A 23,632-nucleotide genomic window follows, 5' to 3' on the forward strand; every position below is an offset into this window, starting at 1 on the left:
GCCCAATGATGCACCGGGCAAATCGTGCCCACACCCACATCAAGGCAGGCGCAATGACCGCATCATTTCCAGGGCCGTGGCTTCCCACCCGGGCTTGATGCCCTCGTCGCGCCAATAGGTCAGGACGGTCTGGAATGACCACCCCCTGATGGCGCAGAGGAGAATGATGCTGTCCTGGAAAGTCCGGGGACCGATCTCCACCCGCACCGCGAGTCGCTCTATGTCGCCGCAGGCATCGGGGGCGCCCGCCTCTCGGGGGATGACGGTATCTCCCATCATCTCATCCCAGCTGACTCCGTCCTTATAGTCAGATCGTGGATTCCCCGGCACTGGGGGATGCAGTTCCCCCAGTGTGATCTCGGCCTCGCCATGGGCGATCACCACCGCTTCCAACCGTTCATGCGTGCTGGTCAGGAACAGGTCTTTGCCTTCCTCGTTCCAGCGTACCCAATCACCCGGATAGCGCGCCTGGAATCCGGCGGCGTTGAGGTAGGTCTTCCATCCGGTGGTCGACATGACGGCATTGGGCACGGCGGTCGCGGGTGCCGCCTGCAGGAAACCCGCGATCAGCACAGCCGACAGGACGGGCCGACTATTCATGCGCCGCCCGCAGCGCCGCTGCGATGGCCAGCGGGGCCAGGACCAGGGCGCCGCACAGCAGGCCGCCCAGCAGCAGCAGATGGGGCCGGGGCGACAGGCCGGACAGGCCGGCGTCCAGCCCAGCGGCGGCGAAGATCAGCACGGGGATGTAGAGGGGCAGCACCAGCAGGGGCAACAACACCCCGCTACGCCGCGCCCCCAAGGTCAGGGCCGCGCCCACGGCGCCGATCAGACTCAGCAGCGGCGTGGCCAGGGCCAGCGTGCCGACCAGCAAGCCCAGTTGCTCCACGGGCATGCGCAGCAGCAGGGCCAGCAGGGGCGCCACCAGCAGCAGGGGCACGCCCGTCACCAGCCAATGCGCCGCCACCTTGGCCACGGCCACCCCCTCCGCCGGCAGGGGCGACAGCAGCAGCAGTTCCAGGCTGCCGTCCTCGAAATCCCCCTGGAACAGCCGCTCCATGGACAGCAGCGCCGCCAGCAAGGCCGCGATCAGGATCACGCCGGGGGCGATGCGGGTCAGCACGTTGGGCTCCGGCCCCACGCCGAAGGGGAACAGGACCACGCACAGCACGAAGAACATCAGCGCGGCGGTGGCGTCGCTGCCCTGGCGGAACACCAAGCGCAGGTCGCGCAGGATCAGGCGCAGCATCAGGCGGCGTCCTCCGCGACGTCGCCATCGTCCTCATCCCCCCGTGGCGCGAAGGCGGCCAGGTCCAGCACGGCGCCATCCGGGGTCGCGAGATCGATATGGGTGGACAGGACCACCCGCCCGCCCCCCGCCCGGTGGTGGGCGATGGCCCCCTCCAGCAGGGCGACGGACGCCCGGTCCAGGCCCACGGTGGGTTCGTCCAGCAACCACAGCGGCGCCGGGGCCGCCACCAGCCGGGCCAGTGACAGGCGCCGACGCTGGCCCGCCGACAGGAAGCGGCCGGGCACGTCGGCGATGGTATCAATGGCGAAGGCGGCCAGCGCCCGGTCGACCGCCGCCCGGTCGGCGACTCCACGCACCCCCGCCCAGAAGGACAGGATCTCCCGGCAGGTGAAGCTGGCCTTGACCGCGTCCAGATGACCGACATAGTGCAGGCGGGCGCGATGCGCCTCCGGGTCCTGGGCCAGGGCGACACCGTCCCAGGCGATGGTGCCGCGCAAGGGCTTCAGCAAAGCCGCCATCAGGCGCAGCAACGTGGACTTGCCGCTGCCGTTGGGGCCCACCAGGGTCAGGCAGCCGCCGGGGGCGAGGGTGAAGTCCAGGTCCTGGAACACCAGGCGCCCGCCGCGCAGGCACAGCAGGTCACGGCCGGTGAAATGGGGGGGAGACGTCATGGGACAAGGGGCCGCGATGGGATGCCGGGATCGGTCGGGGAGCCAACTATAGGCTGGCGGCGCCATGACGACAAAGCGCTGGATCAAAAGCGGAAAGCGCAAAAAAAGAAAACGGCCACCGCGGGGGGCAGGTGCGGTGGCCGTTTGGTAGACCAGCCGGGGCAGGCTGGAGAGGACACCTCCGGTAGGCCGGTCGGGGGAGACCGGGCGGGAGTGCTTCCGACCCCGGCAGGGGGTCACGTCGCGTCGTCCTCTATGCGCATAAGGCCATCGCGACATGGCCAATTTGGGCCGCAAAAGTGGCGAAATTGAGATTTGTGGCCTTGTCCCCGCACCCGGCTGAAACCCTCGGGGCGCCACGTGAAAAACGGCCCGGCTGGGCCCGCCGTGGCGTGTTTGCGCCATGGCGCCGCAGGGGCGTTTTCCCCCTGAAAAAAACGCTGGGCAACCCCGGATTTCCATCTTATATAGCCCTCAGTCGCAGCGCACGTGCCTATGGCCCCGGGGCGGAATGGTTCCCCCCATGGGTTATGCAACGACGTAACGCGTATCCTCGTCCGTCCCTTAAGCAAGGCGGCGATTGGAGGCTACGATGGTTGATGTTGTTGTCGGTGGGCACGCGCCCGCCTTTCCCCGATCCGCCGCCCGCGCCCTGAATGGGGAACAGATGGGCCATGATCAGGCGGTCTGTAGCCAGACCGGGCCGGTGGTTTGCGCGCTGCTGGCGCCACCTGGGCATATCTCCAGTATCTGAACCGTTTGGGCCGGCCGCTCCACTGGCACGCTTGAACGGACCCGGGCCATCGCCCGGCTGATCCCCCATTCCCGATCCATCCCCTGATATGCCTTTTGGCCTCGGAGTCATCGATGACCGAGAAGATCGCTCGTTTTTTCGCTGAAAACACGCCCGCCACCCCCTGCCTGGTGGTCGACCTGGACGTTGTGGCCAACAATTACGCCAACCTGCACGACGCCCTGCCCGAGGCCCGCATCTTCTACGCCGTGAAGGCCAATCCGGCGCCGGAGATTCTGAAGCTGCTGGTCGGGCAGGGGTCCTGCTTCGACACCGCCAGCGTGCCCGAAATCCAGTACTGCCTGGACGCCGGCGCCACCGCCGACCGCATCAGCTTCGGCAACACCATCAAGAAGGCGTCGGACATCGCCCGGGCCCACGCCCTGGGCATCAGCCTGTTCGCCTTCGACAGCCTGGAAGAGCTGGAGAAGATCGCGGAGCATGCCCCCGGCGCCCGCGTCTTCTGCCGCATCCTGACCTCCGGCGAGGGCGCCGATTGGCCCCTGTCGCGCAAGTTCGGCTGTGAGCCGGAAATGGCGACGGAACTGCTGCTGGCCGCCTCCACCATGAACGTCGTGCCCTACGGCGTCTCCTTCCATGTCGGGTCGCAGCAACGCGACCTGACCCAGTGGGACAAGGCCCTGGCGCAAACCGCCGAGATCTTCCACAACCTGGAAGAAAAGGGCGTGATGCTGCGCATGGTGAACCTGGGCGGCGGCTTCGCCACCCGGTACCTGAAGGACATCCCCAGCGAGGGTGAGTATGGCAACGCCATCGAGGCGTCGCTGCGCAAGCACTTCGGCAACCGCCTGCCCGAAACCATCATCGAGCCCGGCCGCAGCATGGTGGGCAACGCTGGAATCATCCGCTCGGAAGTGGTGCTGATCTCGCGCAAGTCCCACCGGGACGACCGCCGCTGGGTCTACCTGGACATCGGCAAGTTCGGCGGCCTGGCCGAGACCATGGACGAGGCCATCAAGTACAAGATCCAGACGCCCCACGACGACAGCCCGGCCGAACCCGTCATCCTGGCCGGCCCCACCTGCGACAGCGCCGACGTGCTGTACGAGAAGACGGACTACCGTCTGCCGGTGGACCTGCGCATCGGCGACAAGATCGACATCCTGGCGACCGGCGCCTACACCACCACCTACTCGGCGGTGAACTTCAACGGCTTCTCACCGTTGGCCTCTTACTACATCTGAGGGTCGGGAGACCCGGTCCGTCGCGCCAAGCGGCGGGGGAAAGGCCCGGAAGCCCAGCGCTTCCGGGCCTTTTCATTTTTGTCTTCCTTCAATCGCCGGCCGTGTCGCCCGACGCGGCGGCCCGGACGCCAGCGGTCGGGGTGGCGCGGGCGTCGTCCCCCATGCCGCCGGTCAGCAGGCGCTGGCTGGGCAGAACCAGCGAGACGGTGGTTCCCTCCCCCAGTTGGGAAACGATATCGAGCCGGCCGCCGTGCAGCTCCGCCAGCCCCTTGGACAGGGACAGGCCCAGCCCGGTGCCCTGGGTGGTACGGGCATAGACATTGTCGATCTGCTGGAAGGGCACAAAGACCTTGGCCAGATCCTCCGCCGCGATGCCGATGCCGGTGTCGGCGACGGCGATGACCAACTGCGCCTCGGGGTTGATGGTGGCGGTCAGCGTCACGGTGCCGCCGGCATCGGTGAACTTCACGGCGTTGGACAGCAGGTTCAGCAGGATCTGCTTGATCTTCACATCGTCGGCCAGCAGGGGCGGCAGGCCCGGCGCCATGGCGATCACCAGGTCGATACGCTTCTCCATGGCGCGCGCGCGGGCGATACGCTCACACCCCGCCACCAGGGTCGCCACGTCGCACACCCGTTCCCGCAGGTCGACCTTGCCCGCCTCCATCTTCGAGACGTCGAGGATGTCGTTGATGATGGCCAGCAGGTGGCGACCGCTGGCCACGATGTCCGCGGCGTAGCCGGTGTTGGTCGCCTGCTCCGGCACGCGGCGCAGATCATTCTCCAGCACCTCGGCGAAACCGATGATGGCGTTCAGGGGCGTGCGCAGTTCATGGCTCATGTTGGCCAGGAACTCCGTCTTGGTGCGGTTGCCCAGTTCGGCCGCCGCCTTGGCCCGTTCCACATCCTCCGCCGCGCGTTCGGCGGAGATGGCAACGGTGGCCAGGCGGCTGGCCCGGCGGGCCAGGTCCAGCATCCAGCCCTCGGGCGAGCGGGGCGTGCGGAAATAGACGGCGAAAGCGCCCAGCGGATTGCCATCGCCGGCCATGATGGGCAGGGACCAGCAGGCGGCGAGGCCGGCGGCGGCAGCCACCTCGCGATAGTCATGCCACAGCGGGTCATTGGCGATGTCGGTGACGATCACCGGCTCCCGCCGCAGGATGGCCGTGCCGCAGGAGCCGGCGGCCGGCCCCACCGCCAATCCGTCGATGGCGCGGACATAGGCGGCCGGGAGGCTGGGGGCCGCCCCGGTGCGGATGGTGCGCCCCTCGGCATCGGCCAGCACGATGGAGCACAGCCCCCCCTCAAGCTCGGCCTCCATGCCTGAGCAGAGGGCTGACAACACGGCGGACAAGGGGGCCCGACCGGCGGTCATGCCCAGCACCTGCCGCTCCACCGTCAGCAGCCGTTCCGCCCGCTCGCGCCGCTGGGTCTCACGCTCGATACGCCGGGCGTGAGACCAATAGAGCGCCAGGGCCGCATGCAGTTCCGCCACCGCCCGGTCACCACCCAGGCCGGGCGTCAGCGTCGGCGCCTGCGTCGTCTGGCCCTCCGCCAGGTCGCGCATCAGCCGGGCGGTGCGCGACACCGCCCGGAAAAGGCCCTGGCGCAGACCGACCAGGACGGCGAGGGTGACCAGGGCGGCGGCCACCAGGGGCACCCCGGCCTTGGCCGCGGCCCAGCCCGGATTGGCAACCGGCGCCGCCGCCCAGCGGGCCAGCGCCCGGTCGGCCACGGCACCGATGGCGCTCAAAGCCCCCAGCGCGGTCTCCACCTGGTCCGGCGCGGCCGGGGGACGGGACGCCGACAGGACGGTGACGACGCCCGCCACCGCCTCGGCCAGGCCGTCATCAGGGCGCGGGACGCCGGCGGACCAGTCCAGGAGGGACGGTGGCGGGCCGGCGGGTGCCCCGACCAGCACGTCCGCCCAGGCGATGTCGGCGTCGCGACGCGCGGTCAGCGCCTCCACCGCCAGGGCGGCGTCACCGCTGGGCAGGACCGCCGCGGCGGACAGCACGACCGCCAGGGCAACGCGGCTTTCCGCCGTGGCCAGCGCCCGCTCCGCCGCCAGCCAGTTGCGCTGCAAAGCTGGGTCACGGCCGTCCTGGGCCTGGTGCGAAGCCTGATCCACGGCCCGGCGCAGCCCCGCCAGGTGCTGGCGCAGCCCTGCCAAGGTCTGGATGCCGATGGCCAGGCCAGGCGTTGAAGCGGACACAGGCGATAGGGCGGCCAGCGCCACGTCCAGAGACCGGTCCGCCTGTTGCCGCTTCTGCGCCAGCGCCTCCGTGGCCGGCGCGGCGAGGGGGAGGCCCTCCAGAGCCAGGAGAGAGACGGTCCATTGCGCCGTCTGGGCATCCTCGGCCGCGATCAGCGCCCGGGCGGCCACCACCTGGGCCCGTGCCGCCTGGGCGCCCTGGGTATGGGTCCAGGCCGCGCGCATGTCCGCGACCGCCATGCCCAGCTGCAGCAACGCCAGGCACAAAAGGGCGCCGATCACCGATTGGCGCATGGCCCCCATCCAACCCGTCTTAGCCCAAAGCAGCTCATTGGCGAAATGATCCCGCGGCGCACAGCTTGCAGTGGGACACAGTATGCGACGGCAAAGGCCGGGTGCAAATGTCCAGGGGGGTGGGGTGCGCCCTTGACGCGGCGAAATTTCGAAAGCGCCGGCGCGATGGCGGAATAGGTGAATCCCCAAGGTGCCGCCCTTGACCATGCCCCCCATCGTCTATACCTGACGCAAGGCTGACGCGGACGCCAAACGGGCGCCGGCACAGTTGTTCTTTTGCCGCTCGAGTTTCCCTTTGACAGCTTCCCCCGCCCCTTCCGACAGCGAGGCCGCAGCGGCCGAGGCCCCCCCACCCGAGGCCGGCGTCGCGGCGAGGGCGGGCGACGATGGGCAATTCGACGATTCCGACCGCGACGCGCTGCACATCCTGCCGCTGGGCATGATTCCCGTCCAGACGCCCGGGCTGAAGCGGGCGCGGCTGATCAAGAACGCCCGGCTGGAAACGGTGGTGGAGGTGTTCAAGGACCGCGCGGCCGGCAGCGGCCAGGTCAACCCGGAACATCTGGCCAGCATGTACCCGTCGCACGGCAAGGAAATGCGCACCGACATGGCGCAGATCCACCGCCTGACCCAACTGAACAGCTATGACGTCTACAGCCTGCGCATCGAGCTGCGCCGCCTGGGCATCCCGGTGGAGGATGTCAATTACCTGCGCCTGTCGGCCAGCAAGCGGCTGGAGCTGACGACCTATATGCGGGACTTCACCCTGCCCCTGATCCAGCAGGTCTATGGCTCGGAACAGCGCCCCATCAACGACATCGCCGAGCTGTTCGCCCTGTTGGCCAACCCCGACCGGGAAGAGGCGCTGCGCAACCTGACCCTGCTGTCACAGAAGCTGAACGTGCAGTTGCAGGACATCCCCAGCTTCCTGGAGGAATATGGCGACGTCTTCCTGTCGCTGGCCTATTTCCGCAGCTGCCTGGACGGGTTGGTGCCGGAGGTGCAGCGCTTCATGGGCTGGGTGAGCGAGGCCACCAAGAGCGAGATGGTCACCCGCGACCGCCTGATGATGAAGATGATCGGCGATGTCATGCGCATGCTGACGGGCATCACCACCTCCATCACCGGGCGGTTCGAGGCCTTCGACCGGCGCAGCAAGGATTTCTGGCACGATATCAACGCCGACAGCTTCCGGTCGGTCCGCGCCCAGATCAGCGCCCACCATGTCACCATCGGCGGCGTGCTGTGCGGGCTGGCGGTCAAGATGGCGCTGTGGAAGGCCCGCTTCCCCCACGGCGGCGGCGGCCCGATGAAGCGGGTGGAATTCGTGCGGTCGGAGATCCTGCCCGGCCTGGACCACATCAACCGCATCGAGAAGTCCGCCGCCGGCACCCGGTAGGGCCAATGGGAGGGAGCGTCTGATCAAACGCCCCCCCCCCGGTCAAACCCCCAGCGCGTGCTCCAGCAGGAACAGCCCGCTTTTCAGCAGGGCCAGCAGCACGCCCCAGACCACGGTCACGGCCGCCACCGCCGTGCCCAGGCCCAGCAGCACCCAGACACCGTCCCGTTCCAACACCCCCAGGGCCACCAGGCAGATGGCCAGGGCCGGCAGCATGTTGCCCAGGGGGATGGGCAGGAACAGGATCAGCGCCAGCAGGAAGCACAGCGCGCCCACCGCGTTCTCGGCCGGGGGGCGGGTCAGCGCGCCCAGGCGCGGCTTCAGCATGCGTTCCGCCTTGGCCAGCCAGGGTGCCACCTTGGCCATCAGGGCGGCGAAATCCTTGCGCGCCAGCGAGCGGCCGGCGATGAAGCGCGGCAACCAGGGCCGGCGGCCCAGCGCCAGCTGCGCCGTCAGGAACACCAGCGGCAGGCCCAGCACGGCCGACGTGCCAGGCGGCGTGGGCAGGACGTTGGGCACGGCGAAAACGAAGATCAACGCCCCCACCGCCCGGTCGCTGAGCGCGGTCAACAGGTCGGCGATGGCGACACGCTCCCGCCCCTCGTCCGCCGCGAGCGCCTGGAGGATGTCGGACACCTTGGCGGGCCGGGCCCCATCATGGCCGGGGGAGGCGTCGGCGGCGTGGTGTCCGGACGCGTCCCCATGGGGGCTCCGGATGTGGGGGGCGTCGCCCGCGGTCATGCTGTTCCTCTGATCCGTCCCCAAACCAAGCGCTTGTCCCCAATCGCTTCTCGCCCATGGAGGTGGGGTCGGTGCCGCCCCAGGTCCAGCGATTTTTCCCGGAGGTCTCCCGAACGGGTCCGGTCAATAGGCGGCGAAGGTCTCGCGCATGGCCCGCTCCTCCTGCCGGATGCGGATGGTCAGGGGCACGAGGTAGACGGCCAGGCCGATGGCCAGGGTGTAGTAGGCGTGCAGCGTCAGGGCGAAGCCCACCAGTTCCGGCAGGATGTTCAGGAAGTAATTCGGGTGCCGCACCAGGCGGAAGAGCGGGTGGGCCACCAGTTGGTGGTCGCGGGCGATCAGCAGCTTCACCGTCCACAGCCGCCCCAGCAGCCGCACCACCACCAGCAGCATGACGGCGCCGAAAAGGTAGATGGCGAAGCCAAAGCCGCTGACCGCATCGATGGGCGCGCCGCGCGCCAGCCCCTCCCCCGTCGCCGACAGGTAGAAGGCGATATGGGCGATGGTCAGCGCGAGGGTGTTGCGCGCGCCATGCTCCACCGCCCCGGCGCCACGCAGGGCCTTCTCATGCCGGATGGACACCGCCAGCAGGGCGAAGCGGTAGATGAAGGCGAGAACGACGAACAGGATTAGCGCGGTCACGGCAGCCAGGGCCCCTCAACGGACGGAAACGAAGGCGCATCAATAGCATACGCCCCCACCCCGGCCCATTGCACCGTCGCGGTAGGGCGCGGGGCCAGCCGTAAAAGACTTGCCCCGATAGCGTGAGAAAAGCCTCCTTTTCTCACGCTATCGGTCAAACTCTCTTATTTTATGGGTCAGCTCACAAACCCACCCGGATCAGACGTCCAGGTTGGCGACCTTCAGGGCGTTTTCCTGGATGAAGTCGCGGCGGGGTTCGACGATGTCGCCCATGAGGGTGGAGAACACCTCCTCCGCCTCGTCCGCGTGGTTGACCTTGACCTGCAGCAGGGAGCGGATCTTGGGGTCCAGGGTGGTTTCCCACAGCTGGTCCGGGTTCATCTCGCCCAGGCCCTTGTAGCGCTGGATGGACAGGCCCTGGCGGCCCTGTTCCAGCACCGCGTCCATCAGGCCGGTGGGGCCGACGATGGGGCGGGTGACGCGGCCGCGATAGGTCAGGGTGCTGGTGTCGGTGAACACCGCCTTCAGGAACTCGGCCATGGCGTCCAGGCGCCGGGCCTCCACGCTTTTCAGCACGTCGGCGTCCAGCAGGTGGCGATGGGTGACGCCGCGGCTGGTGCGGAACAGCATCAGCCCGCCCTCGCGCGCCCGTTCACCTTGCCAGGCGCCCACGCCCACGGCGGCGCCGTCGGGTCCCTGGGCCTGGGTCTCGATGCGGTTCAGGCGTTCCGCCACCGTGCGCGCCAGCTCATCGGCCCGGGCCTCGTCGGCCAGCAGGGTCATGGACAGGCCGCCGGCCACGGCCGCCTGTTCCACCACGGCGGCGTTGCCGACCTTGCGGGTCAGGGCCTGCAGCTGGTGGCGGGCCGCGCGCGCCTGCTCCACCACGCCGCGCAACTCCTCGCCAGCGCGCTGGGTCCCGTCAGCCCCCGCCAGGGCCACGTCCTCCAGCCCCTGGCCGATCAGGTAGTCGTCCAGCGCCCGGTCGTCCTTCAGGTAACGCTCCTTCGCCGTGCCGCGCTTCACCCGGTAGAGCGGCGGCTGGGCGATGTAGAGATAGCCGCGGTCGATCAGCTCGGGCATCTGCCGGTAGAAGAAGGTCAGCAGCAGGGTGCGGATGTGCGCGCCGTCGACGTCGGCGTCGGTCATGATGATGACCTTGTGGTAGCGCGCCTTGTCCGCGTTGAACTCCTCCCGCCCGATGCCGGTGCCCAGGGCGGCGATCAGGGTGCCGATCTCGGCCGAGGACAGCATCTTGTCGAAGCGCGCGCGCTCCACGTTCAGGATCTTGCCGCGCAGCGGCAGGATGGCCTGGAACTGGCGGGAGCGGCCCTGCTTGGCGGAACCGCCGGCCGAGTCACCCTCCACCAGGAACAGCTCGCTCAAGGCCGGGTCCCGTTCCTGGCAGTCCGCCAGCTTGCCGGGCAGCGAGGCCATGTCCAGGGCGCCCTTGCGCCGGGTCAGTTCGCGGGCCTTGCGCGCCGCCTCACGGGCGGCGGCGGCCTCGACCACCTTGCCGATGATGCGCTTGGCATCGGCCGGATGTTCCTCCAGCCAGGTCGCCAGCGCCTCGGCCACCACCGCCTCCACCACCGGGCGGACCTCGGAGGAGACCAGCTTATCCTTCGTCTGGCTGGAGAATTTCGGATCCGGAACCTTCACCGACAGCACGCAGGTCAGGCCTTCGCGCATATCGTCACCGGAGAGGGCGACCTTCTCCTTCTTGGCGATGCCGGACTCGTTGGCGTAATTGTTCAGCGTGCGGGTCAGCGCCCCGCGGAAGCCGGCCAGATGGGTGCCGCCGTCGCGCTGCGGGATGTTGTTGGTAAAGCACAGCGTGGTTTCGTGGTAGCTGTCGTTCCACTGCAGCGCCACTTCCACCCCGATGGTGCCGCCCAGGTCGCTGGCCCGTTCCGCCTTCAGGGCGATGGTGGGCTTGTGCAGGGGGGTCTTGGACCGGTCCAGCCACTGCACGAAGGCCTCAAGCCCGCCCTCGTAATGCAGTTCGCAGGATTTGGGCTCCACACCGCGGGCGTCCGTCAGGTACAGGGTGACGCCGGAATTGAGGAAGGCCAGTTCGCGCAGGCGGTGTTCCAGCGTCTGGTAGTCGAACTCGGTCTTGGTGAAGGTGCCCTTGGACGGTAGGAAGGTGACCTCCGTCCCCGAGAAGGGGCGGCCATCGGCCTTCAGCGGCGCGGGGCCGATGTTGGCCAGCGGCGCCTGCGCATCACCATGGGCGAAGCGCATTTCCCACACCCGGCCCTGGCGCCAGATGCGCAGGTCCAGAATCTCCGACAGGGCGTTCACCACCGACACGCCCACGCCGTGCAGGCCGCCCGACACCTTGTAGCTGTTCTGGTCGAACTTACCGCCGGCATGCAGCTGGGTCATGATGACCTCCGCCGCCGACACGCCCTCTTCCACGTGGAGATCCACGGGAATGCCGCGCCCATCGTCGCGCACGGTGCACGAGCCGTCCGGGTTCAGGATGACGTCCACGCGCGTGCAGTAGCCGGCCAACGCCTCATCAATGGCGTTGTCCACCACCTCGTACACCATGTGGTGCAGGCCGGAACCGTCGTCGGTGTCACCGATGTACATGCCGGGACGCTTGCGAACCGCATCAAGGCCTTTCAGCACTTTGATGGAGCTGGCGCCATATTCCTCGGCGGCGGAGTCGGGGGTCGTCAGAGCTTCTTGTGCCATGGATACACTCTACCAGATATCGCGTCGCCCTGGGGCAAAACCGTCATTACGATGGGGGATCGCTGATCCCCATTCCATTGGTGCTAAGGGGCCGAATCCGCCGTTTCCAGCGTGCCGCCGCCGGCCCCGCCCTCCCCCACCCGCACGTGGTTGGCGAGGGCGCCCAGCTCGGCGAAGGTGGCGGCGTCGGTGCCCGTCATCCACGCCTGCGAACCGGTGGCCAGCACCTCCTGGAACAGGGCGCTGCGCCGCGCCGCGTCCAGGTGCGCCGCCACCTCGTCCAGCAGCAGCAGGGGCGGCGCCCCGCCGTCCGCCGCCATCAGCCGGGCGTTGGCCAGCACGATGGCGATCAGCAGCGCCTTCTGCTCCCCGGTGGAGCCCATTTCCGCCGGCATGTCCTTGGCCAGATAGGTCACGGCCAGGTCGGTGCGGTGGGGGCCCACCGTGGTGGTGCCGGCATGCGCGTCAATGCGCCGCGCCTCCGCCAGCGCCCGGCGCAGCGCGTCCTCCGCCTCCAGCGCCGGCCGGTCGGCCAGCCAGCCCTCCACCGTGCCGGACAGCGCCAGGCCCGGGGCGGGGAAGGGCCCCACGCCCCGCCGGCAGGCGGCGGCCAGGCGGGCGGTCACGTCGCGGCGGGCGGCGGCCACGGCGACGCCGCTGGTCGCCATCTGGTCCTCCAGCACCGTCAGCCAGGAGGGATCGCCCCCCTCGCGCAGCAGCCGGATGCGTTCCCGCATGGCCTGCTCGAAGCGACTGAGCCGTCCGGCATGCTCCGGATCGAAGCCGAACACCAGCCGGTCCAGGAAGCGGCGGCGGCCGGCCGCCCCCTCCACGAACAGGCGGTCCATCTGTGGCGTCAGCCAGACGCAGGAGACGTACTGCGCCAACGCCATCTGGCTCTTGGCCGGGCGGCCGTCGATATGCACCACCCGGCGCTCGCTGCCCGGCGCGCCGGCGGGGTCGCGGCCGGTGCCGATCTCCACCGCACCCAGGGGCGTTTCCACCCCCGCCGCCACCGCCCAGCCCGGCGTCTCCCACGCCTCGCCCGGGGCCTGCAGCCGCTCCACATCGCCCAGCTTGGCGCGGCGCAGGCCACGGCCGGGGGCGAGGAAGCTGACGGCCTCCAGCAGGTTGGTCTTGCCGGCCCCATTGGGACCGGTCAGCGCCACCGGACGGCGATCCAGCACCAGGCGCGCCTGGGCGTAGGAGCGGAAGCGGGTGACGGTCAGCCGCGTGACGGCCAGCGCCGCCGGTGGCGCCATCACCAAGGCGGCCACCGGTTCCCCCGTCAGGGGCGGCTCATCTGTGGACATGGCGCCCATCGCGACCAGCAAGCGCTACCGCCGTCCCGGGATCACCCCAGGCCTCAGACACGCATCGGCATCAGGACATAGAGGGCCGAGCCGTCGGCCACGTCGCGCACCACGGTGGGCGACCCGGCGTCGGCCAGGGTGAAGCGCACGCCGTCGCCCTCGATCTGCTGGGTGATGTCCAGCAGGTAGCGGCTGTTGAAGCCGATCTCCAGCGCGGTGTTGTCGTAGCTGACCTCGATCTCCTCGGTCGCGGACCCCGCCTCGGGGCTGGAGGCCGACAGGGTCAGGATGCCCCGGTCCAGGCTGAGCTTCACCGCGCGACTCTTTTCCGTGGAGATGGTGGCGACACGGTCGACAGCGGCGGCGAACTGGCCGGCGTTGACCTCCATCACCTTGTCGTTGCCCGTGGGGATGACGCGCTCATAGTCGGGGAAGGTGCCGTCGATCAGCTTGCTGGTCAGCACGATGCTGTCGAAGGCGAAGCGCACCTTGGTGTCGGACAGCTGCACCTCAATGCGGTCCGCCGCCTCGTCCAGCAGCTTGCGCACCTCGATCACCGTCTTGCGCGGGATGATGACGCCGGGGATGCCGCTGGCGCCGTCCGGCAGCGCCATCTCCACCCGGGCCAGGCGATGGCCGTCGGTGGCCACGGCGCGCAGCACGGGGATCTCGGCGGCACCGTTCTTGGCCTTGGAGGCGTGCAGGTAGATGCCGTTCAGGTAGTAGCGCGTCTCCTCGGTGGAGATGGCGAACTTGGTGCGGTCCACCAGCATCTTCAGGTCGCTGGCCGACAGGGTGAAGCGGTGACCGCTGTCGCCGCCGGCCATCACCGGGAAGTCCTCCACCGGCAGGGCGCCCAGGCGGAACTGCGACCGGCCGGACCGCAGGGTCAGCGTGTCGGCGGTGAAGTCCAGTTCCACCTGGCTGCCGTCCGGCAACTTGCGGGCGATGTCGTACAGGGTGTGGGCGGGGGCGGTGGCGGAACCGGGGCGCGCGATGTCGGCCGGCACGGATTCCACGATCTCCAGATCCATGTCGGTGGCGGTCAGCGCCAGCTCACCGTTTTCCGCCTTCAGCAGGACGTTGGACAGGATCGGAATGGTGTTCCGACGCTCCACCACGCTCTGAACATGACCGAGAGACCGGAGCAACGCCGCGCGTTCGATGGTGATCTTCATGCCGTTCCGCTTGTGCTGACCCGCGGCCCCCTGGGGCGCGGCTGATTGTTTGCCTTAATTCCCCCAAAGCCCCCCCACAGGGCCCGGAAAAAGGGGTGCTCACCATAGCACAAGCCCAGCACCTGGACAGCGTTTTCGACCGATTCCAGGGGGTTTCGGAAGGCCGAGTCGCGACCTGGCCGAAAGGGGTGCGCCGGGGCCGGACGCCCCGGATAAAAAGCCTCAGCCTTCGAGCATCCGGCGCAGCAGCTCCACGTCTTCGGAGAAGGTGGGGTCGGTGGCGCACAGCTCTTCCACCTTGCGCACGGCGTGCATCACGGTGGTGTGGTCGCGGTCGCCGAACTTGCGCCCGATCTCGGGCAGGGAGCGGGAGGTCAGCTGCTTGGAGAGGTACATGGCCACCTGGCGGGGGCGGGCCACGGCGCGGGCGCGGCGGGCGGAACTCATGTCCGCCAGACGGATGTTGTAGTGCTCCGCCACCTTCTTCTGGATTTCCTCGATGGTCACCCGGCGGTTGCTGGCGCGCAGCAGGTCGTGCAGCACTTCCTGGCTGCTTTCCAGGGTGATGGCGCGGCCCACCAGCTCGGCATGCGCCACGATGCGGTTCAGGGCCCCTTCCAGCTCACGCACATTGGACGTGATCTTGTGGGCCAGGAATTCCAGCACCTTCAGCGGAATCTGCACCCGCATCTGCTCGCCCTTGGACTGCAGGATGCCCAGGCGCAGCTCATACGTCGTCGGGTGGATGTCGGCCACCAGCCCCCAGCCGAGGCGGGAGCGCAGACGCTCCTCCATGCCTTCCAGGTCGGACGGGCTCTTGTCGGCGGAGATGATGACCTGGCGGTTCTGGTCCACCAGGGCGTTGAAGGTGTGGAAGAACTCTTCCTGGGTGCTGTCCTTGCCGCTGATGAACTGAACGTCGTCGATCATCAGCACGTCGACGGAGCGGAACTGCTCCTTGAACGCCATCGTGTCCTTGTACCGAAGCGCCCGGATGAACTGGTACATGAACTTTTCCGCCGACAGATAGATCACCCGGCGGGCGGGGTCCTTCTTGCGGATGTGCCAGGCGATGGCGTGCATCAGATGGGTCTTGCCCAGGCCCACGCCACCGTAAAGGAACAGCGGATTGAAGGTCACGGCGTTGGCGTCGGCCACGCGGCGGGCGGCGGCGAAGGCCAGCTCGTTGGGCTTGCCCACCACGAAATTCTCGAAGGTGAAGCGGGGATCCAGCAACGCCGATACGTCGTCGCGCTCCTCGCCCAGGCCATTGCCACCAATGAAGACCGGCAGGGGCGGCGCTTCGGGCGCCCCGGAATACGCGGCGGCGGCCCCGGGCGCCTCATGGGACGGGAACCGGTCGGCGCCCCCCTCGGCAGCGGACCCGAAATCGACGGAGGCGTTGGCCGCACCGCGCGGCGCCGCGTTCAGGCGGCTGCCCCCCGTGGGGGAGCCAAGGGCGGCGGCATCGGTGCGCGGCGGCGCGACGACGATCTCCACCGACTGGACGCCGGGATTCTCCCCCGTCCACAAGGCCCGGATGCGGTCGGCGTAATGGGTGCGGATCCAGTCGCGCATGAAGCGCGTGGGCACGACGATGCGCACCTGGCCGCCGATGAAATCCTCGACGGTCAACGGCTTCAGCCAGCTGCGATACGCGGTTTCACCCACCTCGTCCTTAAGGCGCCCGCTGACACGCGCCCATTGCTGATCCAGAGATGCCTGAACCGACATTCCCGCTTCGCTCCTGCCCCAACGCCTTCCGGACCCGGACAATCAATTTCACGACACAACCGGCCAACGACAGCCGGCCCGACGCCGGATCAAATCGGACCAGAACCTTATGGCGGGACGCCCCATTCACCCCCAGGGACCAAAAGCCCGGGGGCCGGAGTCCGGGTGACGGCATGAGGGCCGATCATAAAGCGGGGGTCGGCCGGACACAGCCGGCATGACGGATAGTGTGGGCTGGAACCCTATCGGGCCCACCCTCACCAACTCCGCCCAAACCTCGCTTCGTCAGCCCCCGCCGCCAGCCCTGTCCCGGCCGGTTCCGTGACCGCCTTTCCTCCCACCGGACTGGCTCATCCCGGGCTTACGGGGCATCGCCCCTGCCCCGTCCGGCACCATTCCGCTGAAATAACAGGCAGACCCAAACCCAGACACGCAAACAAAACCGCGCGTCTTACGGGATTCATTTTAAAGAATCTCCCGCAGACACATGATCTTCTTCAAAGATTCAGAAATCTACCGTCGCCAGAGTGACGTCGAACGCCAAGCGTCGCCATCAATATACATCTGCCATCGGTCTGCGCGGGCGTTACCGCCGCTTTGATTACTTCATCGTGGAGAACGATCCCGCACATCCGCAGATGCTAGTCGGGCCGTCGGGGACTCGCAATAGGCTCGAAAAGGGAACAAACAAAAAAGACCGAATGATGCTCGCGAGCCCCGCCCCAAACCAACCCTTTGGACTATTCTTTAAGAATAAGGGGAGCGTAAACGTAGTAACAGATCGCAGGAAATGAAAGGGCCGCAGTCCCGCCGTTACCCGGCAGGACGCGGCCCTCGCAAACTTCCACGGGGCAAGAGCTGGGACCTCCACCTCGGCCGACAAGCGCTCTTTAAGGGGCGCCTGAAACGGTCGCGGTGGCGGCCGGCTTATCAGCCCAGAGCGTTGATGCGGATGGACAGACGGGAGAGCTTGCGCGACACGGTGTTCCGGTGCAGCACGCCCTTGGAGACGCCGCGCATCAGTTCCGGCTGGGCCTGCTTGTAGGCCTCGGCGGCGGCGGACTTGTCGCCGGCTTCCAGCGCCAGCTCGACCTTCTTCACGAAGGTGCGGATACGGGACACGCGGGCCCGGTTGACTTCGGTACGAACTTCCGTCTGACGGATGCGCTTTTCAGCGGACTTATGATTAGCCATGACAAACCCTTTTCGAACACGACCCTTGCCGTGGAAGGCCGGGCTTATACCCCCTCCCCACGGAACCGTCAAGCGGCACGGCCCTAAAAACGAGACCACACTAGACCAAAATCAGCCGCGCACGCCCCTGCTTTGGGCATCCCCGCCCCCCGGATTCAACGAATCTAAAGCCAGGCGTCCCCGATTCTGTCGCAACACCCCAAGATGATGCGTGTTTTACTTGATATACCTACCGTCCCTTGGGCCTTCGGCGGAGCCGTCTTTCACGCCCTGTCATTGCGGGCGCAGGACGAAGCGCACCATGGTTTCGGCCTGCCGGCCGGCCCCATCCCGAGTCGCCGTGATCTCCAGCCGCTCCCCTTCGCGGGCCCAGCGGCCCGGTCCGGCCGGCCGCCATCCCAGCTGGGGCAGGGTCTGGGTGTAGAAGGCGGTGATGGCGTCGGCGCTGACATCGCCCCGGGCCGCCGACTCGACGATACGACCCTCGGGCTGGTCGAAAACGATGGCGTCATTGGCTGGCGCCGTCAGCCCCGGCATGAGGGGCAGATCCTCCACGCCCGGCACGAACCCTGGTTCCGCCGGCCCCGCCAGGCCGGGAGTGGCGGCCATGAGCAGCAGGGCGGCGGAAAGGACGGCGGCAAGGACAAGGCGCATCGGGTTTCCCGGGATCACACGCGGATCAGCAGGCCTTAGGGTGCCCCAGGGCCCGGTGGCGGGCAACGCCCAAGGCCGCATGCGTCAACGCTGGCGCCGCGCGCAATAGAAGCTGGACCGGCCGGACTGCACCAGCCGACGCACGCCCCCCGTGCGCGCGATATCGCAATCGCAACCGGGGCAGGCCTCCCCCTCCCGGCCATAGACGGCGAAGGAGTGCTGGAAGTAGCCCAGCTCGCCATCCGACTGGACATAGTCGCGCAGGGAGCTGCCACCGGCGGCGATGGCTTCGGTCAAAACGTCGCGGATGGCCGGCACCAGGCGCTGGGCGTCCTTGCCCGCCACGCTGGCGGCGGAGCGTTCCGGGCTGATGCCGGACCGGAACAGCGCCTCGCAGACATAGATGTTGCCCAGGCCGGCTACCACCCGCTGGTCCAGCAGCGCCGCCTTGATGGGCGTCATCTTGCCGGCCAAGCGGGCGGACAGCGTGTCCGCGTCGAACGCGTTGCCCAACGGCTCCGGCCCCAGCTTGGCCAGCAGGGGATGGCTGTCCAGGGCGCCGTCGGCGACAAGATCCATGAGGCCGAAGCGCCGGGGATCGTTGAAGGTGACGACGGCGCCGTCGTCCGTTTCCATGACCACGTGGTCATGGGCGCCCGGCGTGCCCGCCGGCCCCCGGCTGACCACCATGCTGCCGGACATGCCCAGATGGATGAGCAGCGTGTCCTCCCCCCCACCGGACACCCCGTCCAGGCGCACCAGCACGTACTTGGCCCGGCGGCCGATGCTGGCCACGCGCCGGCCCGTCAGGCGCTGGACGAAGCCGGCGGGGAAGGGCTGGCGCAGGTTGGGGCGATGCTGGGCCACGCGCACCAGGGTGCGGCCCTCCATCTTCAGGGCCAGGCCCCGGGCCACGGTTTCGACCTCGGGCAATTCAGGCATGGCGGCGCTTTCAGGCTGACGGGCGGAATGACGGGGATCAGAGGTGGATAAGATGGGCGCCCGCAGGGGTCGCCTGCAACAGCGTGACCACGCCCGCCGTCTCCACCGTCACATCGGACCGCAAGGCCGGCCTGTCCAGGCCCAGGACGCGCCAGCCCATCTCGCAGGCGATGACGCGCACCCCCAGCGGCGTCAGCGACTCGACCAGCTCGGCCAGGGTGGCGACGTTGGTGGCGGCGTACTGGCGTTCCCGCTCCACCGGCGCCGCGCCGTCGTCGGCCGCCTCCAGGCCCGTCCAACCGTCATCCGCCAGCAGGAAGCGCAGCGCCCGGCCGGTGACGAACAGCAGGGTCGGGCGGCCGATGGCCGCCGCCGCCGTGGCCAGGACCAGGGCGTAGTGCACCCGGTCGAAGCCACCAGACTGCAGCACGATGGACAGGGCCACCGGGGAGTGGTCAGGGGCGCTCACGTCGGTGCCCCCGCCGGCGGTGCCGCCTCGCCCGGCAGGGCCGTGATCGTCGGATGCGCGCCGCACAGGGGGCAATCAGGGTCCGGCTTCACCCGCACGGTGCGGAAGCTGGCCGCCAGGGCGTCATAGAGCATGAGGCGGCCCGACAGGCTGTCGCCGATGCCCAGCAGTTCCTTCAGCACCTCCAGCGCCTGCAGCGAGCCTACGGTGCCGGCCAGCGCGCCCAGCACGCCGGCCTCCGAGCATGACGGCACCAGGCCTGGCGGCGGCGGCTCGGGAAAAACACAGCGATAGCACGGGTGGGGGGCGCCCAAATGGGCCTTGAAGGTCGAAATCTGGCCGTCGAAGCGCAGCATGGCCGCCGACACCAGCGTGCGCCCGACCAGATAGCAGGCGTCGTTCAGCAGGAAGCGGGTGGCGAAATTATCCGACCCGTCGGCGACGATGTCATAGGCGGCGATCAGGTCGCGGACATTGCCGGGGCCCAGGCGGGTGCGGTGCACCTCCACCACCACATCGGGGTTGATGGCGCGCAGGCGGGCGGCGGCGCTGTCCACCTTGGCTTGGCCCACTGAGGCCATGTCGTGCACCACCTGCCGCTGCAGGTTGGACAGGTCCACCGTGTCGTCGTCGACGATGCCGATGCGCCCCACCCCGGCCGCGGCCAGGTACAGCAGCAAGGGCGCCCCCAGGCCGCCGGCGCCCACCACCAGCACGGACCCGGCCAGCAGGCGCGCCTGCCCCTCGCCCCCAACCTCCTTCAGGATGATGTGGCGGGAATAGCGCTCGATCTGGGAATCGTTGAAGTCCATGGCGGTGTCTTGAGTTGCCTCAAACGCCGGCGGGGCATCCGCCCCTTGGCTCGTCCTCGCTTTCCGGTCCGCTGACGCTCCCCGGAAAGCTCCGGCGGCCGCAGTCGCGGCCTAGGTGAAATGACAAATGACAGTAGGGGGCCGGCGCTGTGACCGGCCCCCTTGATCCTCAATCCAGGCCGTCGAACAGGCCGGTGGACAGATAGCGTTCGGCGAAGCTGGGCAGGATCACGACGATCTGCTTGCCCTCGTTCTCCGGGCGCTGGCCCAGTTCGATGGCGGCGGCCAGGGCGGCGCCGGAGCTGATGCCGACGGCGACGCCTTCCAGCTTGGCCACCTCGCGCGCCGTTTCGAACGCGCGCTGGTTGGAGATGCGCAGCACCTCATCGATCAGATGGGTGTCCAGGATGTCGGGCACGAAGCCGGCGCCGATCCCCTGGATCTTATGGGGGCCAGGCAGGCCGCCGGACAGGACGGGGCTGTCTTCCGGCTCCACCGCCACCGCCTTGAAGCTGGGCTTGCGTTCCTTGATAACGCTGGCGACACCGGTCAACGTGCCGCCGGTGCCCACGCCGGAAATCAGGAAATCCACGGTGCCGGCGGTGTCGTTCCAGATTTCCTCCGCCGTGGTGCGGCGGTGGATTTCCGGGTTCGCCGGGTTCTTGAACTGCTGCAGGATGTAGGCGTCGCTGGCCTCGGCCGCCAACTCCTCCGCCTTGGCGATGGCGCCCTTCATGCCCTGGGCCGGCGGGGTCAGCACGATCTCCGCGCCCAGCAGCTTCAGCATGCGGCGGCGTTCCACCGACATGCTCTCCGGCATGGTCAGGATCAGGCGGTAGCCCTTGGCCGCCGCCACGAAGGCCAGCGCGATGCCGGTATTGCCCGACGTCGGCTCGATCAGCAGGGTGCGGCCAGGTGAGATGCGGCCATCGGCTTCCGCCGCTTCCACCATGGCCAGGCCGATGCGGTCCTTCACGCTGGACAGCGGATTGAAGAACTCGCACTTGCCGATGATGTCGGCCTTCACGCCGTGGGCCGCCCCCAGGCGCTTCAGGCGCACCAGCGGGGTGGCGCCCACGGTTTCCAGGATGCTGTCGTAAACACGGCCGCGGAAGGTGGCGGTAAGGTCAGCCATGGTGGGCTCCGTTTTCAGTTAGATGCTGAAGTCCAGCTTGTGGGTCGCTTCGCTTTCGATGCCGGCGCGATGGGCGCGCAGGCACAAATCCTCGATGGTGGTCTGATCCAGGCGGCGCATGCAGTCCTCCTGCAATTCGGCCCACAGGGGGCGCACCACCTGGCGGCCCAGCTCCGCCCCCACCGCTTCTTCGATGGGGTCGGTCGCCTGTTCCAGGGCGCGGACGATGCGCACGATCTCGCCCACCGTGATGCGGCGCCGCTCCCGCGCCAGGCGGTAGCCGCCGCGGGGGCCGCGCACGCCCGCCAGGATACCCGCCCGCACCAGGGCTTGCAGCACCTGTTCCAGGTACCGTTTAGGAATGCCTTGGCGCGCCGTGATCTCACCGGACTGCACCGGTTCCGACCCGGCGTTGTAGGCGATGTCCAGCACCACCTCGATGGCGAACATCAGCTTCTTGGAAATCCGCAGCATCCCTTCCCCCATTTTTTTCAGCCCGCCTTGTGAGCGGCCACACCGGTGGACCCGAAACCACCAGCGCCCCGGGCCGTCTCATCCAGGTTATCAACCTCGTTCCATTGGACGCGTTCGTGTCGGGCGATCACCATCTGGGCGATGCGCATGCCGCGTTCGACGGTGAAGGGCTGCTCGCCCAAATTCACCAGGATGACGCCCACCTCACCGCGATAGTCGGCATCGACCGTACCCGGCGCGTTCAGCACCGTCACGCCATTCTTCAGCGCCAAGCCTGACCGTGGGCGCACCTGCGCCTCGAAGCCCACCGGCAGGGAAATGGCCAAGCCCGTGGGCACCAGCGCGCGACCCTGGGGCGCGATCACGACCGGGGCCGACACGGCGGCCAGCAGGTCCAGGCCGGCGGCCTGGGCGGTGGCGTAGGCGGGCAGGTCCAGATCCTTGCCATGGGGCAGACGGGTGACGGCGACGGTGACGGGTGAAGTCATCAAACAGCTTCCGATGTGGCGGTGGCGGAGGGGTCAAACGTATCGGCGATGGCCTGGGCCAGGCGCTGGGCCACCGCCGTCTTGGACAGGCGCGGCCATGCCTCAGGGGCGGCGTCGCGGCGCAGCAGGTGCACCTGGTTGTCGTCGCCACCGAAGGTGCCGGTGCCCGTCGCCACGTCGTTGGCGACGATCCAGTCACAGCCCTTCTTCGCCAGCTTGGCGGCGGCATAGGTCAGCACGTCGCGCGTCTCGGCGGCGAAGCCCACCACCAGGCGGGGCCGCCGGGGGCCGGGCTGGGACAGGGTGGCCAGGATGTCCGGGTTTTCGGCCAAGGCCAGGGTCGGTGGGCCGTCCGGGCCCTTCTTGACCTTGTCGCCGGCGGCCGTGGCCACGCGCCAGTCGGCCACGGCGGCGGCGCAGACGGCGATATCGGCCGGCCCGGCAGGCGTTTGGACGGCCGCCAGACTGGCGGCCAGCATCTCCGCCGCCGTCTCCACCCGCACCACGCGGACACCGGGCGGGTCGGCCAAGGTGACGGGGCCGCTGATCAACGTCACATCGGCGCCCAGGGCGGCCAGGGCGGCCGCCACGGCATGGCCCTGCTTGCCGGAGGAGCGGTTGGCGATGTAGCGGACGGGATCGATGGGTTCATGGGTGGGGCCGCTGGTCACCACGGCGCGCCGCCCCGCTAAAGGCTTCGGCGCCGCCCCCTCCGCGAAAAAACCGGCTATGGCGGCCAGGATCTCCGCCGGTTCCACCATGCGGCCGGAACCCACCTCGCCGCAGGCCATGTCGCCGGCGGCCGGCCCCAGGCGGCGGACGCCGCGCTGTTCCAGGGTGCGGACATTGGCCTGGGTCGCGGGATTGCCCCACATCATCACATTCATGGCCGGCACCACCATCACCGGCTTGTCGGTCGCCAACAGGGCCGTCGTGGCCAAATCGTTGGCCATGCCGGCGGCCATGCGCGCCAGGATGTCGGCGCTGGCCGGGGCCACCACCACCAGATCCGCCTCACGCGACAGGCGGATGTGCCCCATTTCCGATTCGTCGGTCAGGGAGAACAGGTCGGTGTAGACCTTTTCCTCCGACAGGGCGGCGACCGACAGCGGCGTCACGAACTGCTGGGCGGAGTCGGTCAGCACCGCACGGACGCGCACGCCCCGTTCCTTCAGCCGGCGGATCAGTTCCAGGCATTTATAGGCGGCGATGCCGCCGGAAATGACCAGCAGAACGCGCTTGCCATCAAGAACGCTGAAATCCGGGGCGCTGACGTCAGCCAAGGGAACACCTGTCACACGGGACCGATACCCCGCAGAAT

21 protein-coding genes are annotated in these 23,632 nt (G+C 68.7%); 2 read left to right on the forward strand and 19 right to left on the reverse strand.

Going from position 1 to position 23,632, the window contains the following annotated elements; translation table 11 throughout:
• Window positions 1–39 precede the first annotated feature (39 nt).
• From FHS74_RS20325 to ccmA, 3 genes are read right to left on the reverse strand one after another with little or no spacing between them, the layout of a single operon-like run.
• Window positions 40–600, reverse strand: a complete 561-nt coding sequence (locus FHS74_RS20325) for a hypothetical protein (protein ID WP_184804209.1) — start codon at window positions 598–600, stop codon at window positions 40–42.
• Window positions 593–1,249 (reverse strand): heme exporter protein CcmB, encoded by a 657-nt coding sequence (gene ccmB / locus FHS74_RS20330; protein ID WP_184804212.1) that lies wholly within the window; start codon window positions 1,247–1,249, stop codon window positions 593–595. The genes FHS74_RS20325 and ccmB overlap by 8 nt, the downstream gene beginning before the upstream one ends.
• Window positions 1,249–1,923: a heme ABC exporter ATP-binding protein CcmA gene (gene ccmA / locus FHS74_RS20335; RefSeq protein WP_184804215.1), complete on the reverse strand. Its 675-nt coding sequence runs from the start codon at window positions 1,921–1,923 to the stop codon at window positions 1,249–1,251. Before ccmA ends, ccmB begins: the two co-directional genes overlap by 1 nt.
• An 867-nt stretch (window positions 1,924–2,790) precedes the next feature.
• Between ccmA and FHS74_RS20340 the strand changes: the two genes are divergently transcribed.
• Entirely contained in the window at window positions 2,791–3,921 is a 1,131-nt protein-coding gene (locus FHS74_RS20340; protein WP_184804218.1) for a type III PLP-dependent enzyme, read from the forward strand.
• Window positions 3,922–4,009: 88 nt separating this feature from the next.
• On the opposite strand, the gene FHS74_RS20345 is transcribed toward FHS74_RS20340, so the two are convergent.
• Window positions 4,010–6,430, reverse strand: a complete 2,421-nt coding sequence (locus tag FHS74_RS20345; RefSeq protein ID WP_184804220.1) for an ATP-binding protein — start codon at window positions 6,428–6,430, stop codon at window positions 4,010–4,012.
• 295 nt (window positions 6,431–6,725) lie between these two features.
• Here FHS74_RS20345 and FHS74_RS20350 point away from each other — a divergent pair, with 295 nt between their 5' ends.
• Entirely contained in the window at window positions 6,726–7,829 is a 1,104-nt protein-coding gene (locus tag FHS74_RS20350) for a hypothetical protein (protein WP_246463255.1), read from the forward strand.
• 42 nt (window positions 7,830–7,871) lie between these two features.
• Here the strand turns inward: FHS74_RS20350 and FHS74_RS20355 are convergent, their stop codons facing one another.
• From FHS74_RS20355 to coaBC, 15 genes are all read right to left on the reverse strand, one after another.
• Complete coding sequence (locus tag FHS74_RS20355; RefSeq protein ID WP_184804223.1) at window positions 7,872–8,570, reverse strand: exopolysaccharide biosynthesis protein; 699 nt, start codon at window positions 8,568–8,570, stop codon at window positions 7,872–7,874.
• 123 nt (window positions 8,571–8,693) lie between these two features.
• Entirely contained in the window at window positions 8,694–9,212 is a 519-nt protein-coding gene (locus FHS74_RS30555) for an isoprenylcysteine carboxylmethyltransferase family protein (RefSeq protein ID WP_184804226.1), read from the reverse strand.
• A gap of 198 nt (window positions 9,213–9,410) precedes the next feature.
• Window positions 9,411–11,918 carry a DNA topoisomerase (ATP-hydrolyzing) subunit B gene (gene gyrB / locus FHS74_RS20365; RefSeq protein ID WP_184804228.1) on the reverse strand — a complete coding sequence of 836 codons (2,508 nt, stop codon included), beginning with the start codon at window positions 11,916–11,918 and terminating at the stop codon, window positions 9,411–9,413.
• 83 nt (window positions 11,919–12,001) lie between these two features.
• The gene (gene recF, locus FHS74_RS20370; protein WP_343066970.1) at window positions 12,002–13,231 is read right to left on the reverse strand and encodes a DNA replication/repair protein RecF; all 1,230 of its coding nucleotides are present in this window, start codon (window positions 13,229–13,231) and stop codon (window positions 12,002–12,004) included.
• A 53-nt stretch (window positions 13,232–13,284) separates the two neighbouring features.
• Window positions 13,285–14,409 (reverse strand): DNA polymerase III subunit beta, encoded by a 1,125-nt coding sequence (gene dnaN / locus FHS74_RS20375; protein ID WP_184804230.1) that lies wholly within the window; start codon window positions 14,407–14,409, stop codon window positions 13,285–13,287.
• Between the two features lie 222 nt (window positions 14,410–14,631).
• Complete coding sequence (gene dnaA / locus FHS74_RS20380) at window positions 14,632–16,143, reverse strand: chromosomal replication initiator protein DnaA (RefSeq protein ID WP_184804232.1); 1,512 nt, start codon at window positions 16,141–16,143, stop codon at window positions 14,632–14,634.
• A gap of 930 nt (window positions 16,144–17,073) precedes the next feature.
• A complete protein-coding gene (gene rpsT / locus FHS74_RS20385; RefSeq protein ID WP_184804235.1) occupies window positions 17,074–17,337 on the reverse strand; it encodes a 30S ribosomal protein S20 in 264 nt (87 codons plus the stop codon).
• Window positions 17,338–17,610: 273 nt separating this feature from the next.
• Window positions 17,611–17,991: a hypothetical protein gene (locus FHS74_RS20390; protein WP_211106433.1), complete on the reverse strand. Its 381-nt coding sequence runs from the start codon at window positions 17,989–17,991 to the stop codon at window positions 17,611–17,613.
• An 84-nt stretch (window positions 17,992–18,075) separates the two neighbouring features.
• Window positions 18,076–18,933: a bifunctional DNA-formamidopyrimidine glycosylase/DNA-(apurinic or apyrimidinic site) lyase gene (gene mutM, locus FHS74_RS20395; protein ID WP_184804238.1), complete on the reverse strand. Its 858-nt coding sequence runs from the start codon at window positions 18,931–18,933 to the stop codon at window positions 18,076–18,078.
• A 37-nt stretch (window positions 18,934–18,970) separates the two neighbouring features.
• Window positions 18,971–19,402: a DsrE family protein gene (locus tag FHS74_RS20400; RefSeq protein ID WP_184804241.1), complete on the reverse strand. Its 432-nt coding sequence runs from the start codon at window positions 19,400–19,402 to the stop codon at window positions 18,971–18,973.
• On the reverse strand, window positions 19,399–20,214 hold the full coding sequence (locus FHS74_RS20405) for a HesA/MoeB/ThiF family protein (RefSeq protein ID WP_184804243.1): 816 nt from the start codon (window positions 20,212–20,214) through the stop codon (window positions 19,399–19,401). The genes FHS74_RS20400 and FHS74_RS20405 overlap by 4 nt, the downstream gene beginning before the upstream one ends.
• A gap of 169 nt (window positions 20,215–20,383) precedes the next feature.
• Window positions 20,384–21,349, reverse strand: coding sequence for a cysteine synthase A (gene cysK, locus FHS74_RS20410; protein WP_184804246.1), 966 nt, complete (start codon window positions 21,347–21,349; stop codon window positions 20,384–20,386).
• Window positions 21,350–21,367: 18 nt separating this feature from the next.
• Entirely contained in the window at window positions 21,368–21,823 is a 456-nt protein-coding gene (locus FHS74_RS20415) for an RrF2 family transcriptional regulator (protein ID WP_184804249.1), read from the reverse strand.
• A gap of 17 nt (window positions 21,824–21,840) precedes the next feature.
• Entirely contained in the window at window positions 21,841–22,311 is a 471-nt protein-coding gene (gene dut, locus FHS74_RS20420) for a dUTP diphosphatase (protein ID WP_184804252.1), read from the reverse strand.
• Window positions 22,311–23,594 carry a bifunctional phosphopantothenoylcysteine decarboxylase/phosphopantothenate--cysteine ligase CoaBC gene (gene coaBC, locus FHS74_RS20425; RefSeq protein WP_184804255.1) on the reverse strand — a complete coding sequence of 428 codons (1,284 nt, stop codon included), beginning with the start codon at window positions 23,592–23,594 and terminating at the stop codon, window positions 22,311–22,313. Before coaBC ends, dut begins: the two co-directional genes overlap by 1 nt.
• Window positions 23,595–23,632: the final 38 nt, after the last annotated feature.

This window comes from Nitrospirillum iridis, assembly GCF_014205765.1.
In the GTDB taxonomy this organism is placed as follows: Bacteria; Pseudomonadota; Alphaproteobacteria; order Azospirillales; family Azospirillaceae; genus Nitrospirillum; species Nitrospirillum iridis.

What these genes read in the sequence shown, in the direction of transcription:
- FHS74_RS20325 (WP_184804209.1), bottom strand. Translation starts at nt 600, where the DNA reads ATGAATAGTCGGCCCGTCCTGTCGGCTGTGCTGATCGCGGGTTTCCTG.
- ccmB (WP_184804212.1), bottom strand. Translation starts at nt 1,249, where the DNA reads ATGCTGCGCCTGATCCTGCGCGACCTGCGCTTGGTGTTCCGCCAGGGC.
- ccmA (WP_184804215.1), bottom strand. Translation starts at nt 1,923, where the DNA reads ATGACGTCTCCCCCCCATTTCACCGGCCGTGACCTGCTGTGCCTGCGC.
- FHS74_RS20340 (WP_184804218.1), top strand. Translation starts at nt 2,791, where the DNA reads ATGACCGAGAAGATCGCTCGTTTTTTCGCTGAAAACACGCCCGCCACC.
- FHS74_RS20345 (WP_184804220.1), bottom strand. Translation starts at nt 6,430, where the DNA reads ATGCGCCAATCGGTGATCGGCGCCCTTTTGTGCCTGGCGTTGCTGCAG.
- FHS74_RS20355 (WP_184804223.1), bottom strand. Translation starts at nt 8,570, where the DNA reads ATGACCGCGGGCGACGCCCCCCACATCCGGAGCCCCCATGGGGACGCG.
- gyrB (WP_184804228.1), bottom strand. Translation starts at nt 11,918, where the DNA reads ATGGCACAAGAAGCTCTGACGACCCCCGACTCCGCCGCCGAGGAATAT.
- recF (WP_343066970.1), bottom strand. Translation starts at nt 13,231, where the DNA reads ATGTCCACAGATGAGCCGCCCCTGACGGGGGAACCGGTGGCCGCCTTG.
- dnaN (WP_184804230.1), bottom strand. Translation starts at nt 14,409, where the DNA reads ATGAAGATCACCATCGAACGCGCGGCGTTGCTCCGGTCTCTCGGTCAT.
- dnaA (WP_184804232.1), bottom strand. Translation starts at nt 16,143, where the DNA reads ATGTCGGTTCAGGCATCTCTGGATCAGCAATGGGCGCGTGTCAGCGGG.
- rpsT (WP_184804235.1), bottom strand. Translation starts at nt 17,337, where the DNA reads ATGGCTAATCATAAGTCCGCTGAAAAGCGCATCCGTCAGACGGAAGTT.
- FHS74_RS20390 (WP_211106433.1), bottom strand. Translation starts at nt 17,991, where the DNA reads ATGCGCCTTGTCCTTGCCGCCGTCCTTTCCGCCGCCCTGCTGCTCATG.
- mutM (WP_184804238.1), bottom strand. Translation starts at nt 18,933, where the DNA reads ATGCCTGAATTGCCCGAGGTCGAAACCGTGGCCCGGGGCCTGGCCCTG.
- FHS74_RS20405 (WP_184804243.1), bottom strand. Translation starts at nt 20,214, where the DNA reads ATGGACTTCAACGATTCCCAGATCGAGCGCTATTCCCGCCACATCATC.
- cysK (WP_184804246.1), bottom strand. Translation starts at nt 21,349, where the DNA reads ATGGCTGACCTTACCGCCACCTTCCGCGGCCGTGTTTACGACAGCATC.
- FHS74_RS20415 (WP_184804249.1), bottom strand. Translation starts at nt 21,823, where the DNA reads ATGCTGCGGATTTCCAAGAAGCTGATGTTCGCCATCGAGGTGGTGCTG.
- dut (WP_184804252.1), bottom strand. Translation starts at nt 22,311, where the DNA reads ATGACTTCACCCGTCACCGTCGCCGTCACCCGTCTGCCCCATGGCAAG.